21 protein-coding genes and 1 tRNA gene are annotated in these 20,074 nt (G+C 67.4%); 2 read left to right on the top strand and 20 right to left on the bottom strand.

The window, feature by feature from the left end:
• Positions 1-16 precede the first annotated feature (16 nt).
• From K0O62_RS04970 to K0O62_RS04940, 7 genes are all read right to left on the bottom strand, one after another.
• Positions 17-793, bottom strand: coding sequence for an SDR family NAD(P)-dependent oxidoreductase (locus tag K0O62_RS04970; RefSeq protein WP_073857031.1), 777 nt, complete (start codon positions 791-793; stop codon positions 17-19).
• Complete coding sequence (locus K0O62_RS04965; protein WP_073857032.1) at positions 793-1,932, bottom strand: acyl-CoA dehydrogenase family protein; 1,140 nt, start codon at positions 1,930-1,932, stop codon at positions 793-795. Before K0O62_RS04965 ends, K0O62_RS04970 begins: the two co-directional genes overlap by 1 nt.
• On the bottom strand, positions 1,925-3,472 hold the full coding sequence (locus K0O62_RS04960; RefSeq protein ID WP_073857033.1) for an AMP-binding protein: 1,548 nt from the start codon (positions 3,470-3,472) through the stop codon (positions 1,925-1,927). The genes K0O62_RS04965 and K0O62_RS04960 overlap by 8 nt, the downstream gene beginning before the upstream one ends.
• Positions 3,473-3,489: 17 nt before the next feature.
• Positions 3,490-4,479: a DUF7064 domain-containing protein gene (locus K0O62_RS04955; protein ID WP_073857034.1), complete on the bottom strand. Its 990-nt coding sequence runs from the start codon at positions 4,477-4,479 to the stop codon at positions 3,490-3,492.
• 31 nt (positions 4,480-4,510) lie between these two features.
• On the bottom strand, positions 4,511-5,380 hold the full coding sequence (locus tag K0O62_RS04950; RefSeq protein WP_073857035.1) for an enoyl-CoA hydratase-related protein: 870 nt from the start codon (positions 5,378-5,380) through the stop codon (positions 4,511-4,513).
• Positions 5,377-6,201, bottom strand: a complete 825-nt coding sequence (locus K0O62_RS04945; RefSeq protein WP_073857182.1) for an SDR family NAD(P)-dependent oxidoreductase — start codon at positions 6,199-6,201, stop codon at positions 5,377-5,379. The genes K0O62_RS04950 and K0O62_RS04945 overlap by 4 nt, the downstream gene beginning before the upstream one ends.
• Positions 6,202-6,405: 204 nt before the next feature.
• Positions 6,406-6,780, bottom strand: a complete 375-nt coding sequence (locus tag K0O62_RS04940; protein ID WP_073857036.1) for a hypothetical protein — start codon at positions 6,778-6,780, stop codon at positions 6,406-6,408.
• 336 nt (positions 6,781-7,116) lie between these two features.
• Here K0O62_RS04940 and K0O62_RS04935 point away from each other — a divergent pair, with 336 nt between their 5' ends.
• Positions 7,117-7,509, top strand: coding sequence for a DUF6319 family protein (locus K0O62_RS04935; RefSeq protein WP_372512805.1), 393 nt, complete (start codon positions 7,117-7,119; stop codon positions 7,507-7,509).
• A 1-nt stretch (position 7,510) separates the two neighbouring features.
• Here the strand turns inward: K0O62_RS04935 and K0O62_RS04930 are convergent, their stop codons facing one another.
• From K0O62_RS04930 to K0O62_RS04920, 3 genes are all read right to left on the bottom strand, one after another.
• Positions 7,511-8,101, bottom strand: a complete 591-nt coding sequence (locus tag K0O62_RS04930) for a hypothetical protein (protein ID WP_234800145.1) — start codon at positions 8,099-8,101, stop codon at positions 7,511-7,513.
• Between the two features lie 39 nt (positions 8,102-8,140).
• Positions 8,141-9,325, bottom strand: a complete 1,185-nt coding sequence (locus K0O62_RS04925; protein WP_073857037.1) for a serine/threonine-protein kinase — start codon at positions 9,323-9,325, stop codon at positions 8,141-8,143.
• Positions 9,326-9,408: 83 nt separating this feature from the next.
• Positions 9,409-9,494 (bottom strand) — tRNA-Tyr (locus K0O62_RS04920).
• A 78-nt stretch (positions 9,495-9,572) separates the two neighbouring features.
• Here K0O62_RS04920 and K0O62_RS04915 point away from each other — a divergent pair.
• Complete coding sequence (locus K0O62_RS04915; protein ID WP_073857038.1) at positions 9,573-10,064, top strand: YajQ family cyclic di-GMP-binding protein; 492 nt, start codon at positions 9,573-9,575, stop codon at positions 10,062-10,064.
• A 69-nt stretch (positions 10,065-10,133) separates the two neighbouring features.
• Here the strand turns inward: K0O62_RS04915 and K0O62_RS04910 are convergent, their stop codons facing one another.
• Genes K0O62_RS04910 through K0O62_RS04865 form a run of 10 tightly spaced genes read right to left on the bottom strand, consistent with a single transcriptional unit; the run spans position 10,134 to position 20,073 of the window.
• Positions 10,134-10,397 (bottom strand): hypothetical protein, encoded by a 264-nt coding sequence (locus tag K0O62_RS04910; protein ID WP_073857039.1) that lies wholly within the window; start codon positions 10,395-10,397, stop codon positions 10,134-10,136.
• Positions 10,397-11,194: a DUF3298 domain-containing protein gene (locus K0O62_RS04905; protein WP_073857185.1), complete on the bottom strand. Its 798-nt coding sequence runs from the start codon at positions 11,192-11,194 to the stop codon at positions 10,397-10,399. Before K0O62_RS04905 ends, K0O62_RS04910 begins: the two co-directional genes overlap by 1 nt.
• Positions 11,195-11,215: 21 nt before the next feature.
• A complete protein-coding gene (locus tag K0O62_RS04900) occupies positions 11,216-11,884 on the bottom strand; it encodes an Rv1363c family protein (RefSeq protein ID WP_372512804.1) in 669 nt (222 codons plus the stop codon).
• 23 nt (positions 11,885-11,907) lie between these two features.
• Positions 11,908-13,158, bottom strand: coding sequence for an MlaD family protein (locus K0O62_RS04895; RefSeq protein ID WP_073857040.1), 1,251 nt, complete (start codon positions 13,156-13,158; stop codon positions 11,908-11,910).
• Positions 13,155-14,396 (bottom strand): MCE family protein, encoded by a 1,242-nt coding sequence (locus K0O62_RS04890; protein WP_073857041.1) that lies wholly within the window; start codon positions 14,394-14,396, stop codon positions 13,155-13,157. The genes K0O62_RS04895 and K0O62_RS04890 overlap by 4 nt, the downstream gene beginning before the upstream one ends.
• On the bottom strand, positions 14,396-15,520 hold the full coding sequence (locus K0O62_RS04885) for an MCE family protein (protein ID WP_073857042.1): 1,125 nt from the start codon (positions 15,518-15,520) through the stop codon (positions 14,396-14,398). The genes K0O62_RS04890 and K0O62_RS04885 overlap by 1 nt, the downstream gene beginning before the upstream one ends.
• Positions 15,517-16,557, bottom strand: a complete 1,041-nt coding sequence (locus K0O62_RS04880) for an MCE family protein (RefSeq protein ID WP_073857043.1) — start codon at positions 16,555-16,557, stop codon at positions 15,517-15,519. The genes K0O62_RS04885 and K0O62_RS04880 overlap by 4 nt, the downstream gene beginning before the upstream one ends.
• Complete coding sequence (locus K0O62_RS04875; RefSeq protein ID WP_073857044.1) at positions 16,550-17,605, bottom strand: MCE family protein; 1,056 nt, start codon at positions 17,603-17,605, stop codon at positions 16,550-16,552. The genes K0O62_RS04880 and K0O62_RS04875 overlap by 8 nt, the downstream gene beginning before the upstream one ends.
• On the bottom strand, positions 17,602-19,215 hold the full coding sequence (locus K0O62_RS04870; protein WP_073857045.1) for an MlaD family protein: 1,614 nt from the start codon (positions 19,213-19,215) through the stop codon (positions 17,602-17,604). Before K0O62_RS04870 ends, K0O62_RS04875 begins: the two co-directional genes overlap by 4 nt.
• On the bottom strand, positions 19,216-20,073 hold the full coding sequence (locus K0O62_RS04865) for an MlaE family ABC transporter permease (RefSeq protein WP_073857046.1): 858 nt from the start codon (positions 20,071-20,073) through the stop codon (positions 19,216-19,218).
• Position 20,074: the final 1 nt, after the last annotated feature.

The raw sequence follows: 20,074 nt of genomic DNA, 5'->3' as shown, positions 1-20,074 counted from the left end.
TCCCTCTCTACCGGCATCAGACCACGGTGATCGAACGGCCGCCGCCGTCCACCGTGATCCGTTGGCCGGTCACGTATTCGGCGTCGGCGGATGCCAGGAAGGCGACCGCTCCACCGATGTCGGCGGGTGTGCAGACCCGGCCGAACGGATACGAACCGGCGATGTCCTCGATCGCGCCGCCGCCGGTGGCGGCCCGCACCAGGCGCCGACCCATATCGGTCTCGACCAGCCCGGGCGCCACGATGTTGGCCCGAATACCGTGGGCCCGTTCCTCGCGCGCCAGGGTGCGTACGCACATCTCCATCGCGGCCTTTGCCATCGTGTACGGGGCGGAGTTCTCCGGCGCCTCGCTCACGGTGCTGCTGGAGATCATCACCACGTCGCCGCGCCCGGCCGCGCGCATACCGGGCAGCACCCGCTGGATCAGGTGGATCGGTCCGAGCGCGTGCACCTGCAACAGCGACAGAAAGTCCGCGCCGGGTGTCTCGGCGACGGTCTGGCCCCTGCTCGCGGTGCCCGCATTGCTGACCAGCAGGTCGACCGGGCCGAGATCGGCGTTGACGGCATCGACCATCGCATCGACGGCAGCCTGGTCGTCGATCGCCGCGGCATACGCCTTGGCGTGGCCTCCGGCGGCGACGATCTCGGCGACCACCTCGGCGGCGGCGTCCGCACCCCGGCGGTAGTTCACCGCGACTGCCGCGCCCTCGGCGGCCAGCCGCAGCGCGATGCCGCGGCCCACCCCTCGTGAGCTGCCGGTCACCAGCGCCACCCGTCCGTACATCCCGGCCATCAACCCACCACCGCTCGTCCGACGAGGTCCTTCATGACCTCGTTCGCTCCGCCATAGATCCGCTGGATGCGCGCATCGCGCCACATCCGGGCTATCGGATACTCCTCCATATAGCCGTAGCCGCCGAACAGCTGCAGCACCCGGTCGAGGACCTCCCACTGCAGTTCGGTCGCCTTGTACTTCGCGCCGGCCGCCTCGGCCGCGGTCAGCTCACCGTCGTTGAGCGCGAGCACGCAACGGTCGACGTACTCGCCCAGCACGGCGATGTCGGTGTGCATCTCGGCCAGCTGCATCCGCACCGACTGCAACTGCGCCAGCGGTGCACCGAACGCACTGCGCTGCCGGACATGGTCGAGGCCCAGCTCCAGCGCGTGCCGGGCCGAGGCCACCGCGGCAACCGCGATCGAGAGCCGCTCGCGGGGCAGATTGGCGATGGCACAGCCGAATCCACGGCCGGGCTCACCGATGATGTTCGCCACCGGGACCCGGCATTCGTCGAAGAACAGTTCCGCGGTGTCCTGTGCCTTGCGCCCGATCTTGTGCATCGGTTTGCCCCGCTCGAAGCCGGGAGTGCCGTTCTCGACGGCGACGAACGTCGTACCGCGACCGTCCCGTTCACCGGTGCGCACCAGCACGATCGCCAGATCACAGGTCGCCCCGCTGGTGATGAACGTCTTCTGCCCGTTGAGCACCAGCTCGTCACCCTCGCGGCGGGCACTGGCCTTGATCGCCGCCAGATCCGAGCCCGCGCCCGGTTCCGTCAGCCCGAGTGCGGTGACGCACTCACCGCGGGTGAAGGCGGGCAACCACCGTTGCTTCTGCTCCTCGGTGGCCAGATCCCGCAGATACGGCACGATGATGTCGTTCTGCATCGAGAACAGGTCCCCGGCCATTCCGGATGCGACGACCTCTTCGGTCATCACCGCGTTGTACCGGAAGTCCTCGATGCCCAGTCCACCGAACTCCGAGCCGAATTCAAAGCCCAGGAACCCGTTCTCACCGGCCGCGCGGATGAACTGGCGATCGACGGTGCCGGCGAGTTCCCATTCCTCGACATGCGGTACCGCGGTGTGATCGATGAACGCGCGGAACGCCTTCCGGAACGCCTCGTGCTCCTCGGAGTAGAGGGTTCTACGCATTCGTGGTTTCCTTCCAATACGCATCGCGCAATTTGCGCTTGTACAGCTTGCCGGTGGGCAGTCGGGGCATCTCGTCGATGAAGTCGATGGTGCGCGGGCATTTGAACCGCGCCAGGTGCTCCAAGCAGAAGTCGCGCAGTCGTTCGGCGAGGTCGGGGGTGCCGCCGTCGGGGTCCAGCGGCTGGATGACCGCCTTGACCGCCTCCCCGAAGTCCTCGTCCGGGACACCGAAGACCGCGGCGTCCATCACCTCCGGATGGGTGATCAACAGGTTCTCGATCTCCTGCGGGTAGATGTTCACCCCGCCGGAGATGATGACGAATGCCTGCCGGTCGGTGAGGAACAGGTAGCCGTCCTCGTTGAGGTAGCCGATGTCGCCGATCTTGGACATGGTCCCGCTCGAATCCTGTGCCTCGGCGGTCTTCTCGGGATCGTTGAGGTATTCGAAGGAGCTGTTGCCGCCGCGGAACCAGATGGTGCCCGGAGTCCCCGGTGGCACGTCGTTGCCGTCCTCGTCGCGGATGACGATCTCGCCGAAGAAGGCCTTGCCGACGGTGCCCGGGTTGGCCAGCCACTCCTGCGGAGTGCAGCCACAGGTGCCGTTGGCTTCGGTGCCGCCGTAGTACTCGTAGATGACCGGGCCCCACCAGTCCAGCATGTCCTGCTTGACCTGCCGCGGGCAGGGCGCGGCGCCGTGCACCACGGCCTGCAACGAGGAGTAATCGTACTTGTCGCGAATCTCCTTGGGCAGCTTGAGTACCCGGGAGAACATCGTCGGGACGACCATGGTGTGGGTGACCTTGAACTCCTCGATCAAGGCCAGGAACTGTTCGGTGTCGAAGCGTTCCATGATGATGTGGGTGGCGCCCAGACGCAGACCGATGGAGATGCTGGACTGCGGCCCGGAGTGATACAGCGGCGCCGTGGACAGGAAGGTCATGCCGTCGGTCATCCGGAAGAGCCGCTTGCCCATCTCCTCGATGCCGAGCTGTTCGGACGGGGAGACGTCGGGCAACGTGCGTTTGACGGCCTTGGGTTTACCGGTGGTTCCCGACGAGTAGAACATCGGGGTGCCGAGCCGTTCGTCCTCACCGGGTGTCGACGGATAGTGCTCGACCACCGAAGCGAAGTTTCCGAACGGCGCCGCCGGCGCGTCCAGCCCGACGACCAGCCAGTGCTCGACCTTCGGGCAGCGCTGCGGGAACTGGTTGGCGACATCGAATTTCGCCGCAGTGGTGACCACCAGCCGGGCGCCGCAGTCGTCGACGATGTAGGCGGCTTCCTCGACGGACAGGAACGAGTTGATCGGGGTGTAGTACAGCCCGCACCGTTCGGCGGCCGCCATGGTCACGATCATCTCCAGGGTGTTCTCGGAGAAGATCGCGATGTGGTCGGTGCGCCGCAACCCGATGGCCCGGAAGTAGTTGGCCACCCGGTTGGCGCGTTCGTCGAGTTCCCGGTAGGTGAGGGTCTCCCGGCTGCCGGCCATGATGAGCGCGGGCCGGTCGGGAGCTTCGTGCACGTGTCGTCCGGAATACACGGTCGTCTCCTCGCTCGTCAGCGGGTGCTGATGGGCCGCAGGAACTCTGCGATCCCCCAGCCGCCCTGCCCGTTCGCATAACGCACCGACATCTGGCCCATCCGGGCCGCGCGGTCCTCGGTGCGCTGGGTGACCGGGACGAAATGATTGATGGAGCCGTCGAGCACCATGATCGGTAGCCCGTCGGCGGTGATGACACCGGTGTTGCGCCCGTCGTACGTCGGCTCACCGGCGTAGTCGGTGTAGACGGTGTAGTCCCGGATGGGATGGAACACGCCGTCCGGGGTGACGACCACGCCGCCGGAGGCACGTTCCCCATTGGGCTCGACCTCACCGTAGGCGGTGATCGCCGTGCCGTCGGCCAGCCAGGCGGCCAGCCATTCACCGTTGTAGGACGCCCATTCCCGCGGGCCCCACGAGTGGTCACGGAACGAGGTGGCCTTCTCGACGTGCCAGGTGGTCGAGCCCACCCGGACCGAACCGGTGACGTGTCCGAACTGCTCGTAGTGATCGGTGGCGATCTGCGAGCTGCCCGGGGTGCAGTCACCGTCCTCGGCGATGGTGAACATCGGCACCGACGCCTCGAACTTCAGCGAGATCTCGCACTCCAGCGAGGGCGAGTTCTTCAGCGCCTGCCGGCCCCGCTCGGCCAGCAGCGACGGCGTGCTGATCAGCGCAACGGTGTTGCGGTAGTTGACCGTCCAGGTGCGGGTGGGTTCTTCGACCGCGATCTCCAGGCCCTGGGTGGACCACCGGTCGTTGGTCTCGTTCGGCGCCCGGCCGGCCCGCAGCGCGATCCGGCCGCCCGGCAGGGTCAGCTGCACGGTCGCCTCGGAGTACCCCATGGTGGGCCGGTTCCCGATCCGCATCAGCGCGCTGACCTCACTGACCGGATCAACGAAGTTGATGTAGACGCTCTCGTTGTAGTTCGCGATTCCCTCAGGATCGTGGGTGTACTCGGCGTCGTTGCCGTACTGGCATGCGGTGAATGGTGCTGGCGTGTCCATCAGTCCTCGATCCTGCGGGTCGCTCTAATGATCAGAAATGCTCGACGGGGTCGTCGCTCAGCGGCGGGAACACCGCGGGCCGACGTTCCAGGAAGGACACGACACCCTCGTGGACATCCGCCGAACGCAGCCGGCCGGCGTACACGCGCGACTCGTCCTCGGAGGCCGCCCGGGGTGTCGCGTGCCCCCAACTGCGGCCCAGCAGGCGGCGTGCCAACGCGACCGAGGTCGGCGAGGTTTCGGTGACGAACACTCGCGCGTAGGCCAGGGCCTCCTCCAGCACCGACTCAGGTGCGACCACCTTGGTGAGCAGTCCGGCTGAGTAGGCCTCGGCGGCGTCGAACACTCGGCCACTGAGCACCCAGTCGGTGGCCCGGGTCAAGCCCACCAGGCGTGGCAGGAACCACGACGAGGCACTCTCGGGCACCACACCGCGGCGGGTGAACACGAATCCGAATCGCGAACGCTGCCCGGCGATCCGGACGTCGGCGGCGGCCATGATGGAAGCCCCGCCGCCGACGGCGTCTCCGTTGACGGCCGCGACGACGGGGGTCCTCATGTCGAACAGTCGCTCGCTGACCCGCCCGCCCGGCTCACGGTAGCCGGTGGGGGTATGGCCCTGAACATCCTCTTCGAGACAGTCGATGAGTGTGTTCGGGCCGGTGAGCTCGGCACCGACGCAGAAGTGGTCACCGGCCCCGGTCAGTACGACGGCGCGCACCGCCGGGTCGCGGTCGGCGATGTCGAGTGCCTGCCACAGGTCACGCAACATCTGGTTGCGCAACGCGTTTCGGCGTTGCGGCGCGTTGAAGCTGATAATCGCGATGCCGTCGTCGAAGCGGTAGGCGATCTCCTCGTACGCCGGCGGCACGACGTGGCCCGCCGGTTCCGCGCCGGTCACGCTCCGCCGCTGCAGACCAGCGTCTGAGCGGTGATGTAGCTCGACTCGGGGGCGCACAGCAGGTACACCGCGCCGGCCGCCTCTTCGACCTCGCCGCCACGGCCCAGGGCGATCTGGGAAGTGACGGTCTCGTACACCGCCGGGTTGACCCCGACCTTGATCTCGCGGCCGTCGACGTCGATGGTCTGCTCTTCGGTCGTCACCGCGGTGAGCCGGGTGTTGATCACGCCGTAGGCGATGGCGTTGACGGTGACGTTGTAGCGGCCCCATTCCTTGGCCAGCGTCTTGGTCATGCCGAGCAGGCCGGCCTTGGCGGTGGAGTAGTTGACCTGCCCCGGGTTGCCCTGCATGCCCGAGATGGACGAGGTGTTGACGATGGCGCGCCGCGAGGCGGTGCCGTTCTCGGCCTTCTCCTTCTTGGCCAGAGCGGAGATCACCGGCTGGGCGGCCCGCAGGATGCGGAACGGCGCGGTGAGGTGCACGTCGATGATGTCGTTCCACTGCTGGTCGGTCATCTTCTGGATGACGTTGTCCCAGGTGTAGCCGGCGTTGTTGACGATGATGTCCAGGCCGCCGAAGTTGTCGACCGCCGCCGCGACGAATCGGTCGGCGAACTCGGGGTCGGTGACGCTGCCCGTGCACGCGACGGCCTGACCACCGGCGGCCTCGATCGCGGCGACGACCTCCTTGGCCGGTTCGGCATCGAGATCGTTGATGACGACCCGGGCGCCCTCCGCGGCGAGTTTCTCGGCGACGGCGCGGCCGATGCCCCGCCCCGACCCTGAAACCAGCGCAACCTTACCTTCGAGCCGTCCCGTCACAACCGCGTCCTTTCGCACAACTCCGATGTTGTTGTGAACGATAACTTCAACTTATGCTCGCGTCAAGATGCGCTTGACCTGCACTTATTAGTTGTTGGTGAATAGTCAATCTGGATCTTGACGCAAAAATCCGGAGCGGTGGGCCACCTCAGGACAAAAAAGATCGGGCCCCATGTAGGGGCCCGATCCAGAGCATGGTGCCGGTCAGTCGCAGGCGTGCGCCACCATGTCGTCCCATTTGTTGCGCGCGGCGTCGAACTCGCGCACCACGCCGAAGTTCACGTCCGTGGCGCCGGTGATCTTCTCGCCGGCGGCCGGCGCCTGCTCGCATACCAGCCAGTCGGCCAGACTGAGCTGGCGCTGCGGCATCCCCTTGATGTTGTGCGAATGCATCTGCATCGGGATCCCGTGCGCGGCGGCGTTCACCGCATCCTCGGCCTCCTGCAGGTTCATGCCGTCGATGTCGGGCATCACGAAACCGTCGGCGGCCTGGGCCGGCGCAGCGAAGCCGATGACGGCAGACGTCAGCACCGCGACGGCGCCGAGCGCGAGTGCGCGTCTCTTGAGGTGGTCGTTCATGGCTGTCCCCTGCGTTGCTCGACCGCGGAGGCCGGAGCGGCCGCGGTGGTGGCGAAATAATATGACGCGCAGCGGCGTTCAGCGTTGAAGGTCCGCTCCTCGCGGCCACCGCACTGTAGGGCCGACGATTCGCAAAGGGTCACACCCGCAGACCTGTGGATACCAGTGCCGAGCACTGTGAATGCCCTGGCGAACTGCTGTAGCCGGATTCAGCGAGTCGGCAGCGGGTGTACAGAATCGACCCGCGTCGCAACACCAACCCGCGTCGAACGTGTGTTCTAATTGCTCCGACCGTAGGCCCGCCCGGTGCGGGTGATGTTGAGCAAGGAGTTCACCGTGACGATGACTGTAGACGCTCCGGCCCCTGCACCGGCCCCGGTGCTGACGCCGGTGCCCACCGACACCACCGCGAGCCCGGATACCGCCGAAAAGCCCAAGACCAGAAGGACTGCCGGCAAGAAGGCCAAGATGCTCGAGCTGGTGCTCACGGTCTCCGGCACCGCCGACGGGGAGTGGCGCGCCGAACTCAAACAGGGCGCCACCTACCTGGCCCGGGACCTCGCGGTGGCCGCGGCAGCAGTCTCACGCGCCGCCCGGGAGCTGCACGAGGATCTGTCCGGCCCGATCGACGCTGTCATCGAGGAGGCGCGAATGCAGCAGGCCGCCAAGGTTTCTGCACTCGAAGCCGAGCTCGAGGCCGCCCGCCGGGCGCTCGCCGACCTGGACTGAGTCAGGCGCCGTTGCAGATACCCGATTCCCGGATCACATTGCCGTAGACATCGGCGGTCACGACATTGGCGTGGATCTGCCCGGACGGCAGTTCTTGTCCGATCTTGTCGGCGATCTGGGTGTACTGATACCACAGGTGGTAGAACGAATCCCCGTTGTACAGCGGCGAATATTGGCTCTGGTCAGGGTAATTCGTGATGTACAGGGTGTGCACGCGGGGATCCAGGAAGGCCGCCGACTGCTTCAGATTGGCCGTCACGACGTCGGCCGTCTGCTGGACTCCCGGCGCCGACCAGTCGTCACCCGCGCCGGCGAGGAAGTTCTCGAAGCCGTGGACCTGGCCCGCCAGGTCGCCGTACTGCGCGTTGAACCACTGGCAGGCGTCGCGCTGAGCGGCGACCTGCTCGGGGGTGACCCGGATTTGCCACAGGTTGTACGGGAACAGGCTGTAGTCCGGTGTCCAGGCCGACGGGTACGGGACGAACGCCGGCAGTGTCGGCGCCGCCTCGGCATGCGCCGTGGGGGCCGCCACCAGAGCGAGGGCCGTCGTCACCGCCACCGCGGCGGCGCGGAACATGCTGTGCAGTCGCATGGTGAACATCCTGGCAGGTCCGCGGCGATTCCTGAACGATTACGGCCCGTCCCGCCCCTTGTTCCCGTTGCCCGGTTTCGCACTGCCGGGGCCGTTGCCCTTCTTCTCCCCCTTCGGCCCCTTGGGCCGTTCGGGCTGCGGGGCGACCGAGGATACGACGGGGGCCGAGGACGAACTCGGCTGAGGTGAGGGTGGGGGCGGCGCCACGGTGCTGGTGTCGGGCGACTCGGTCCGACCGGTGGCCGGCGTGGAGTCGACGGTGAACACGAGCAAGGCCACCAGGGCGGCCAGGAACACCGCGGCGGCAGCCAGGAACGTCTGGTTGCGGCTGAGCCTGGGCCGTTTGCGGGCGGGTATGAAGTAGTCCGGATCCGCCGCCGGTGGCAGGGGCGCGTCGAGCACCCTGGTGGCCGGCCGGCCGGCAGTCAGCGCCGCACGCATCTGTGCGGCATCGGTGAACCGGTGCCGCGGGTCCCTCGCCACGGCCCGATCGACGACCGCCGCGAGCACCGGATCGATGTCGGGGCGGGCACGGGCCAACGACGGTGCCGGCCCGGCCACGATGGCGCGCGCCAGCACCGCCGGGTTGTCCTGGGGAAGAGCGCGCTGCCCGGTGGCGGCCTCGAAGCCGATCATCCCGACGGCGTAGAGGTCGTCGGCGACCGAGGCCGGGGCGCCCGCGATGCGCTCGGGGCTCATGTAGGCCATCGTGCCGATGATCTGGCCCGTCATGGTGTGTGCGGCGCCGGCGGTCTTGGCGATGCCGAAATCGGCGACCTTCACGGCGGCGCCGTCGGCCGAAACCAGAATGTTGGCCGGCTTGATGTCGCGGTGCAGCACCCCGGCGCCGTGGGCCACCGTCAGTGCGGCCAGGACGTCGTCGAGGACCGCCCGCACCCGGGACGCCGGCAGCGGCCCGCGGGCGATGAGATCGTGCAGGGTCTGCCCCGGAAGGCGTTCCATCACGATGAAGAACCGGCCGTCGTCGACCCCGCAGTCGTGCACGCTGACGATGTTGGGGTGGTTCAGCGCGGCCGCCGCGCGCGCCTCGTCCTCGAACCGGCGCCGGGTGTCGGCGTCCGCGCCGAGGGCGGGATGGAGCAGCTTGACCGCGACCGCCCGGTGCAGGCGGGTGTCCCAGCCGTCGCGCACCTCGGCCATCCCGCCGCGCCCCAGCACTCCCCGTAGCTCGTAGCGGCCCAACAGCAGCTCGCGGTCGGCCATGGAGTCCAACGTAGCCGCCGGCACCGAGACCCAAACGCGGTGCCCACAAACACGTCAGGCCCCCTCGAAAGGGGGCCTGACCATGGTGGCAGGTACAGGATTCGAACCTGTGTAGGCGTTAGCCGACGGATTTACAGTCCGCTCCCATTGGCCGCTCGGGCAACCTGCCGGAATTTGGTGCGAGTAGCAGGGTACAACGAGGATGTACCGAAGACGAAAACGGCCCAACACTCAGCAGGAGGATCCAGTGGCGGATTCAAGCTTCGACATCGTCAGCAAGGCCGACCGGCAAGAGGTCGACAACGCCCTCAACCAGGCGGCCAAGGAGCTGGCGACCCGTTTCGACTTCCGCGGCACCGACACCACGATCGAGTGGCAGGGTGAGGAAGGCATCATTTTGGTGTCCTCCACAGAGGAGCGCGTCAAGGCCGCCGTGGACGTGTTCAAGGAGAAGTTGGTGCGCCGCGACATCTCCATGAAGGCCTTCGAGGCCGGCGACCCGCAGCCGTCGGGCAAGACCTACAAGGTCATCGGCAACATCAAACAGGGCATCGACAGCGAGAATGCCAAGAAGATCACCAAGCTGATCCGCGACGAGGGGCCCAAGGGCGTCAAGGCGCAGATCCAGGGTGAAGAGATCCGGGTGAGCTCCAAGAAGCGTGACGACCTGCAGGCCGTGCAGGCCCTGCTGCGCGGCGCCGACCTGGAAGTGGCGCTGCAGTTCGTCAACTACCGGTAGCCACGAGAGCGACATTTCTGCGGTCTGGCGAGGCCGTGGACCGCAGAAACGTCGCTCTCGCGCGTGTCTCTAGTCGATGGGTTGCAGCGTCGCGACGTTATGACCGCGGTAGGTGACCAGAACCGTCGCCCCCGCGGCGATGCGGTCGAAGACCTGGGCCGGCCGGGTGCGCAGATCGGCCAGCGGCACCGGCACGCCCACCCCGTCCTGCACGGCCTGTAGCCGGGCGACTGGACGCCCGCGGCGCAGCACCTGGAAAGTCTCCCCCGACCGGGCCCGCTCGACGTACGCGCGGGTGTAACTCCGCAGCTGGCCGATGCCGATGACGGTCATCAGCTTCCGCCGAACTGGGGTTGCAGGACCGGGCTCAGCGCCGCCAGCGGGATATGCGCCTGCACGGTGCCGCCGTCCATCGACCACTGCATGATGCCCGGGGTGAAGTTGATCGGACGGTCCCGGGCCACCGGGTAGTCCGGCATGTAGATGATCAGCTCGTCGGGCGTCAGCGCCCACGCCTTGTACGCGCCCGAGTACACCTTGTCCGGGCCCCACCGGTCGATCACGAACGGGTAGGTGCGCGGCTGGTGCGGCGGCGGTGCGACATCGAGTGCGTGTTCGACGTACGGCTGGGCCAGCGGCGGGATGGCGACCAGCGGATCGAGCCCAGGCTTCACCAGATCGGCCAGCTGCAGCCGCCGCCCGTCGGCCATGTCGAAGGTGAACGTCCGGTAGCCGTTGTTGAAGTCCGGTCCGTCCGCGTGATAGCTCTCGCGGAACACGATGCTGAGAATGTCTCCGCGGCGGAAGATCTCGAAGTTCTCCTCGCCGAAACTGTCCGCGACCATCTTCACGCCCGCGGTCTTCCAGTTGTTCATCAGCGTGCTCAGGTAGTCCCGGATGACCGGCCCGACCCCGGGATGGTCCACGAGATCACCGGGGATGGCCATCTTGATGTCCCGGGTCGCCTTGCGTTCCGAGGGCACCGTGGCGCGGCAGTACTGGCCATCCCACTGCCCGCCGATGTCCGCGCAGAACGACGGCGCCGATGCGGCGGCGGTGGGTGCCGGCGCGACCACGGTGGCCGTCACGGCCACCGTCGCCGCCACGGCCAGAGAGGACAGCAGGCGCATCACACTCATCTCCTCGGGGCCTTACGGCAGCTCGACTTTGCTTGCGCGCCAACGGCCGTCGACGTACTGCATGGTCATCTTGATGCGGCTGCGGTCCAGCCGCGGATCGGGAACATTGGTGTTGGTGATCGACTGGTCGACGAACAGCAGCACCACGACCTCGTCCTTGCCGGCGGACTGCACGGCGGACTCCTGCACCACCCCGCGCGCGGTCGCCTTGTTGTCGATCAGCAGCTGCCGCAGCTCCGCACTGGACTGCGAGTACATGTCCTTGAACCCGCCGGTCGCTCCGTCGAGCACCGCGTCGAAGTTCTCGTCGACCTTGTCCGAGTCGATGCTCGTCAGGACCTGCGCATAGTCGGTGGCGGCCTGTCGGGCCTGCTCGCCGGCCCGGTCGATCGCGCGTTCCTGTTGCAGCTGCCAGCCCAGATACCCGGCCGTCGCCGCAACGGCGACGAATGCGGTGACCACGACCCCGATCAGCACCGGACGGCGCCACCGGCCTGCGGTGGGTGCCCCGGCTGCGGTCTCGGTGCCGGACTCGGCCGCGGTGTCGGACGTATCCGCCTCGGCCGCAGAGGTTTCCTCCGCTACCTCTGCGGAGTCTTCCTCGACGGCCTTCGACTCGGTGTCCTCGACGACCGGCTTCTCACCGGTGTCCTTGTCTTCGTCCTTGCTCACGGACAACATCTTCTCCTAGCTGGACAGCATGGTCAGCGGGGCGGCTCGATCGGTAGTGTCGGGCCGCCGTACGGCGTCGGGATCGTGTACCGGCCCTTCGGGGTCGGATCCGTCTGCCTGCCGAGGTCGGCGCCCGGCGGCGGCCCGGCGGTGTCGTCACCGGCCGGCCGCGGCGCGTTCTTCGCGCCACGCACCAGCACCCCGGGATGGACGTCTCGACAATAGGTGTACATGAACGGCTCCGGATAGTCCGCCGCCGACGGCGGCAGCTTCGGGGTGCCGTAATCGCAGGTGTAGCGCGGGTAGATTTCCGCGGTCCCCCACAGGCCACCGGTGTGCATCGCGCCGCCGAGGGCGTCGAGCATCGAGTTGCGGTACGACGGGAACAACGCGTTGAGTGCAGGCACCCGCAGATACAGCAGCCGCGAGGTGGTGGTCATATTCCCCAGCAGTTGCACCATGGTGTCGGAGTTGTCGACGAACAGGTTGTCGACCGCGGCCAGCGTGCCCGGCGTCTGATCGGTCAACCGGCGGTACCCCTCGCGCATCCTGTCGACGCCCTCGAAGGTCTCGTTGAGGTTGTCCGAGGCCACGCTGATGCCGGCGTTCTTGTCCCCGACCAGGGTGAGCGCGACTCGGCTGGTCCGCAGCAGCGAACTCGTCTCGGGCAGCACCGAATCCAGTGTCGAGAGCAGGAAGGTGCCGCCGTCGACGACGTCGGCGAGTTTCTGCGGGCCGGCGTCGCTCATGCTCAGTTCGCGCTTGATGAGCTCCAGCTTGGCCGGTTGGACCTGGCCGAGTGCCCCGTCGGCGTTGGCCAGCAGATCGGCCAGGCTGACCGGCACGGTGGCCCCGCCCTGGCCGATCACAGCACCGTCGGCCAGGAAGGTGGTGGAGTCACCGGTGTCGACGAAGTCGATGTACTGCTCGCCGGCCGGCGACAGGCCCGACACCCGGACGTCGCTCGACTCCGGGATCCGGGCGGTGGACCGGACGTTGACGATGGCGTTGACGCCGTCCGGGGTGATGTCGAGGCGCTCGACCTTGCCGATCGGCACACCGCGCAGCGTCACGTCCTGATTGGGCAGCAGCCCAGCCGATTCCGGCAGCTCGACGGTGAGCCGGTAACTGGACGCGAAGGGATTCACCCGCAGCGCCCCGAACAGCAGGTACCCGGTCGCGATGACCAGGACCATGACCAGTCCGAGCGCCGACAGCCAGTTCCGGCGGTCGTACCCGAACCGGACGAGGCCGACGATCCGGTCGGCGGCAGCGGCGATCATCGGGGCGCCTCCCCCTCGGCAGGTGCCGGAGCGGGTGTCGGAACCGCCTCCGGGACACGGGGATCCACGATGATCTCGCCCGGTTCGGTGGGACTCGGGATCACCGGCACCTGTGGCACGTTCGGGCCCTTACCGACCACCCGTTCCTGCAACCGGAACAGCGTGTACTTCAGGGTGCCCACCAGCTGCTGCCAATCGGAGCGCTTCGGCCCGTGCAACGCGGCGTCGCCGGCGTAGCCGATGTCGGGGATGGAACCCAGCACCACCCGGTCGATGCTCGCGTCCAGACCGATTGCGCCACTGGACATGGTCTTGATGAACAGCGGAAGCAGCCGGTTCAGCGCGTACAGCGTCGCGTCCGGGGCCAGCGCCACGTCGTTCCAGGCGCCGGCGATCGTGTTGGCGTCCGCGATGACGCTGCGCCCGCTGGTGTCGGTGCCACCGATCGACGGGAACCGCTGCAGCAGATCGGACACATCGCCGATCTGGGTCACCAGATCGGCGATCTGAGTGGTGTGCGCGGCCAGGGTGTCGGTGGCCGGACGCGCCTGCGCCATCACCTCACTGAGCTTCTGGTTCTTGGCCTCGATCGCCGATGCCAGCCGGGAGGTCTCCGACATCGCGGTGGAGATCTCCTCCGAGCGCGCGTTCAGGGTGCCCAGCGTGTGGTTGGTCTTGCTGATCAGGGTCCCGAAGGCCTCGCCCTGATCGCCGGTGGCCTTGCCCAGCCCGTTGATCAGGTTGGTGAAGTTGCGCACCGCACCGCCGTTGACCAGGATCGCCGCCGAACTCAGCACCGATTCGACGGTCGCGGCGGCGGTGGTCGATTCCAGGTCGATGGTGTCGCCGTCGCGCAGCAACGGGGCGGACGGCCCGGCCGAGGCGGGCGGTTTGATCGCGATGAACACATCGCCGAGCGGTGTGGCCGAACGTAATTCGGCGGTGCTGCCCTGCGGCAGCTGCACACCGTCCATGATCCGCAGGGTGGCCACCGCGGTGTAGTTGCGGGCCTCCATCGAATCCATCTCGCCGATGTCGGCACCGGCCAGCTTCACCTTGGCGTTGGCCGGCAGGTTCAGCGCGTTGGAGAACACCGCGGTCAGCTGATAGCCGCCGGAGCCCACCCCGGGGGCCGGCAGCGGCAGACTCGCCAGACTCATGTCCGCGCATCCGGACACGGTCAGGCAGGTGGTGACCGCCAGCGCCGCGGACAGCCGTCGGATCCGTTTCGTCTCCATCACTTCTGCCCCATCGCGCCGAGACCCTCCAGCATGTAGCTCAACCCGAAGTCCGGTCCGAAATCCTGCAGGGTGCCCGTGCTGCAACCCAATTGCCGCAGGCCCATCATGTTGCAGACCTCCTTGAGCAACTGGTTGTCGAACAGGATCTTGTCGGTGACCACCTTCACCCGCAGCGCACCGTTCTTCGGGTCGGCGACGTTGTACATGTTGTCCAGGGTCATCGGTGCGACGTCCAGCAGTTCCATCAGATCACGTTCGTGGTCGACGGTGGACTGCACCACGATGTCGCCGTTGGAGACCAGATCCTTGATGGAATCCCGGTGGGTCTCCAGTACCTGGCCGACGTTGGTGAGCACCTCGTTGATCTTCTTGCCGGTGGTGCCGCTGCCCAGATCCTCGTCGGCCAGGATCTGGCTCATGGCCCGCACCGAGGATCCGAATTCGCGCATCATGGCGTCGTTGTCGGCCGCCGCCTGCGACAGTGAGCTCAGATTAGCGATGATGGTGGTCAGCTGATCCTTGGTCACCGCACCGCGATCGGAGCTCAGCCGCAACGCATTCGACAGCTCGCCCAGGGAGTCCTTGATCTGCTGGCCGTTGCCGTCGACGACGGCGGCGCCGGAGTTCACGACGTCGGCGATGGGCCCGTCGCCCTTGCCGTCACCGCGCAGCGATCCGGCGAGCTTGTCCAGAATATCGAGCACTCGAGCGAATTCGACGGGTGTCCGGGTGCGGTTCAACCCGATGGTGTCGCGGTTCTGCAGCTTCGGGCCGTCCTGGTAGGGCGGGGTCAACTCGATCTGCCGGTCGGTCAGGATCGAGTTGGAGATGGTGGCCGCCTGCACGTCGGCGGGCACGTCGACGTCCTTGTCGATGGTGAAGTCGACCTCGACGTAGCCGGTCTTCGGGGTGATCTTGGTGACCTGCCCCACCGGCATGCCGAGCACCGCGACCACATTGCCCTCGTACAGGCCTGCGGCACTGTCGAACTGGGCCGTCACGGTGATGGTGCTCAACCGATCCTTGGTGAAGGTGACGGCCGCGGCGGTGACCACCAGGGCCAGCACGACGCCGACGGCGGCGATCACGATCGCTTTGGCCTTGCTCCGCTCAACGCTCATTTGCAGTCCTGGTAGTACTGGATCAGGCCGAACTGCTTGGCGCGGCCGCTGATCGCACACATCCACGAGTCGACCAGCAGGCCGCTGGATGCGTTGAAGTCGATGGCGTTGCCGGTACCGGTCATGTTGGCGATGTTGCGCACCGCGATCGGCGCGGTCTGCAGGATGCTGCGCAGCATGCCGTCGTTCTTGCCGAGCAGGGTGGACAGCTCTTGCAGATCGACGAGCAGTTTCTCCAGCGCCGGGCGGTCGTCGATGACGATGTTGCTCAGGGTCTGCACCAGGTTGGTCAGTGAGGCCATCATCGCGTGGAAGCTCGCCCGCCGCATGACGAATTCGGACAGCAGTGAATTGCCCTGATCCATCAGACTGCCGATGGTCGACTTCTGCCGGTACAGGGTGGAACTGACCATCTCGGTGGTCTTGAGCAGTTCACCGAGCTGATCGCGGCGCTGGGCGATGATCGAGGACAGCGTGTGGGTGTTCGCCAGGGCCTGCGGGACCACCGGGGGCAGCGTCTCCATCTGGTTGCCCAGGATCTGCAACGTCTGCGCGAACTGATCGGAGTCGACCTGATCGAAGGTGGTGGTGACGTCGGTCAACGCCTCCTGCAGGTCGTAGGGCACCTCGGTGTGCGCCAGGTCGAAGGTCTTGTCCGGCAGCGAATCCGGCCCGGCCGGCTCCAGCGAGAGATACCGCGATCCCAGAATCGTGGTGATCATGATGACGGCGCGGGAGTCCTTGCCCAGAGCGACGTCGTTGCGCACCTTGATCTTCGTCTCGACGTGGTCGCCGGCCAGCTTCATCGCCTTGACCTCGCCGACCGGGATGCCCGCCACCGTGACCGGGTTGCCGACCTTGAGGGCCGCGGCCTGCAGGAAACGCGCGGTGTAGGTGGTGTAACCGACGTCGGCGACCCGCACCAGCAGCAGCACTCCGACCAGAACGGACACCACGGCGATCGCGATGACCCCGAGCCACAGCCTGCTGTAGCTCTCGATCGGCCTGCGCCGCTTGGGTTTCGTTGTCTCAGCCATTGGCCATGTTCCTGCACTTGGGTGTGTGTTGGGCCTTGTTACCGGGGGTGGCGGCGTTGACGATGATCGGCGTCACGTCGTTGAGTCCGGGGAAGAAGGCGGTCGCGTTCAGCTCGCACGCGTAGGCATTGGCGTACGAGCCCTCGCCGGTGATGCGCGCGAAACCCTTCAGCATCAGCGGGAGGTTGGCACCCAGGAACGCCAGCTGCGGTTCGATGCCCACCATGTGTGCGGTGAAACCCGGTTGGCGCTCCACCATGTCGTTCAGCGACGGGTAGACCCCATCGGTGATGGTCGACAGTTGCCGCACCACCTTCGTGATCGACCCCATCGAGTCCACCAGTTCGGGGCGGCGCGAATCGAAGGTCGTCACCACCGACTGGGCCTGGCCGACGATGTGGTCGAGATCGTCGTTGTGCTGGGCGAGGTTGGCCACCACGGCGTTCAGATCGGTGATCACCCCGCCGAGTTCCTCATCGCGGCCGGCGAAGGCCTCGGTGAGTTCGGCGGTCTGGTCGATCAGGGCGGTCAACGACGCCTCGTCACCCTGCAGCGACGCGATGACCCCCTTGGTGAGGTTGTCGGCGTGTTTGGGGTCCAGCACGCTGAACAGCGGCTCGTATCCGTTGAGCAGCGTGCCCACGTCGAAGGACGGGTCGGTGCGCTCGACCGGGATCACGCTGCCCTCCGGCAGCGGTGTGGTCTCGCCCTGCTTGCCCAGCGACAGACCGAGATAGCGCTGCCCGACGATGTTCTGGTAGGTCACCGAGGCGACGGTGTTGCCGAACACCGTCTGATCGGACTGCACCACGAAGGACACCTTGGCCCGGGCGCCTTCGAGTTCGACCTTCTCGACCCGGCCCACCCGGACACCGGCCATCCGGACATCGTCGCCTTCGCGCAGCCCGAACACGTCGGTGAAGACCGCCGCGTAGGGCACGGTGGACCCGGCCACGTCCCGGCGCAGCGTCACGTAGACCATCCAGGTCAACGTCAACGCCACCACCATGAACAACGACAGGCCGATCAGCGCTCCGCGGGCCTTCATCGGGGCTCCTCTCCCCCGGTGAACGACACCGTCATGCCGCGGGCCACCGGGCCCAGCAGCAATTGCGTTGCCGTGCTGGCGGGTTGACCGGTGATGGCACTGAGCGTCGCACGCTCCTGCGGGCTGCCGACCGGACCGACATTGCCGCCGAACGATGCCGGCGCGGCCTCGGCGGCCCCCTGCGTGGCCGGGCCGGGCGCGGGACCCGGCGCGGGAGCCGGAGCGGGAGCCGGAGCCGGGCTACCCGGCTTGGGCGCCACCGGCGCCAACGGCGACTGGAACGGGGCCTGCGGGAGCAGCGGCAGCGCCGAGTTGGCGGTGCCGGGGACCGGCGGGGCGGGCAACATGCCCGGCGGCAGCGGCGGATTCGGGTCGGCCAGGCTCGGATTCGGGTTGATCAGCGGCGGGCCCACCGCGACCAGGTTTCCGTTCTCGCCGACCACGGTGCCCGGCGGGGGCGCCAGATCCTTGGGCGGCTGATAGTTCTGCGGCAGCAGCACATCGGGCATCGCCGGGCGGGTCACCACCAGCGGCGCGGTGTAGCAGCTCGGGCCCTTCAACTCGCCGTACTGCGGGCAGTCCGCGCGGGTGTAGGTGTAGGTCGGGGTGAGCGACAGGTTCATCCGCATGTTGCCGACATCGCGCTCGGGCCGCCACACCTCGGTCAGGAACTTGTCGGACAGCCCGTTGAGCTTGCGGAACGCCGGCAGCCAGTGGTGTGAGGTATCGGCCAGGTTACCCACCACCGGCGTCATCTCGGTGGTGATGGTGACCAGTCGGTCGGTGTGGTTGTTCAGCGCCGTGTGCGTCGTGCCGGTGGTCTTCAGGCCGGCGGTGATCATCTCGTCGAGCGCAGATCGCTGCTCCACCAACGTCTGCATGGGCCGGACCGCCAGGTGCAGCGCGTCCACCAGCTCGGGCGCGGTGGTCTGCAGTCCCCGGGTCGCGTCGATGAGCGCCGACATGGTGCTCGGTCCCGGCTCGGTGGCCACGATCGAGTCGACCTCGTCGATCAGCCGATTCAGCTGGGCGCCGGCGGCCAGCAGCTCGGTGCGCCGGCCCTCGGTGGCCGCGTTCACCGCGGCCAGCACGCCCACGGTGTCGTCCTCGCGGCCGCGCCCGGTGGCGGCCAGGATGTCGCGCAGCTTGCTGATGGTGGTCTGGAACAGCACCGTCGGCAGCTCGGTGTCCTCTTGGATCTCGTCGCCGGCCGCGATCGCGGGTCCCGGTCCGTTGTCGACCAGCTGCACCGAGGACACCGCGAACACGTTGCTCGGCACCACTCGCGCGGTCACCGTGCCCGGGATCGCCTTGGCGTAGGTGGGATCGAGGTTGATGTCGACGAAGTTCGGGCGGCCGTCGGTGGCCGGGGTGACGCCGTCGACGACCCCCACCAGCAGACCGTGGTACTTCACGTCGGAGCGCTGGGGCAGACCGTCACCGACGTTCTGCAGTGCGGCGACCACCTTGACGTAGGGATCCATCCGGCCGGTGGACTTGATCAGCAGCAGCGTTGCCACCAGGGCGCCGGCCAGCGCGACGACGATGCCGTACACCAGCAGTTGGCGATTGGATGGCCCGCGTCCGTCGATCTCCAGGGGACTCGACATCTACCCTCCGAACCTTGCACCGGAGTCCACCGACCACAGCGCCATGGTGAGCAGCATGTTGACGATGATCACCACGGTGATGCTGGCGCGCATGGCGTGCCCGGCCGCAACACCGACGCCCACCGGACCACCGGAGGCGTAGAACCCGTAGTAGCACTGCACCGTCGAGGCGATCCACACGAAGATCACGGCCTTGATCAACGAGTAGAGGATGTCCTGCCCGGACAGCATCAGGGTGAAGTAGTGCGTGTAGGAGCCGTTGGCGCCACCGCTGATCACCGCGACCACGATCTGGGTGGTCAGGTAGCTGACCGCCAGGCAGGCCACGTACAGCGGGACGGTGGCCACGGTGGCCGCCATCAGCCGGGTGGTCACCAGGTACGGGATGGGCCGGATGGCGATCGCGTTGAGCGCGTCGATCTCCTCGGCGATACGCATGGCGCCCAGTTGCGCGGTGAACCGGCAGCCTGCCTGGGTAGCGAACGCCAGTGACAGTGCGATGGGCGCCAATTCGCGGGTGTTCACCAGGGAGGAGATGATGCCGGTGGCCGGCCCCAGCCCCAGCAGGTCGAGGAAGTTGTAGCCCTCGATCCCGACGAGTGCGCCGACGGTGATGCCGAGCACCACCGCCACGCCGACGGTGCCACCGCCGACGACCAGAGATCCGTTGCCCCAGGTGACATCCGAGAGCAGGCGGATGAATTCCTTGCGGTATTGGCGCAGCACCAACGGGATCGCGGCGATGGCGCGGACGAAGAACACCACCATGTGCCCGAGCCGGGCGAACGGCATGGCCAGCCGGCGCCCGAGCGAAACCCAGGGCGCGAGCGCCTTCGGCACGTATGTCGTTGCGGCCATG

Origin of the sequence: Mycolicibacterium diernhoferi, from assembly GCF_019456655.1 — a bacterium.
Lineage (GTDB): Bacteria > Actinomycetota > Actinomycetes > Mycobacteriales > Mycobacteriaceae > Mycobacterium > Mycobacterium diernhoferi.
Note: the sequence above shows the minus strand (reverse complement) of the source record. Positions and strands in the feature narration are given on the sequence as shown.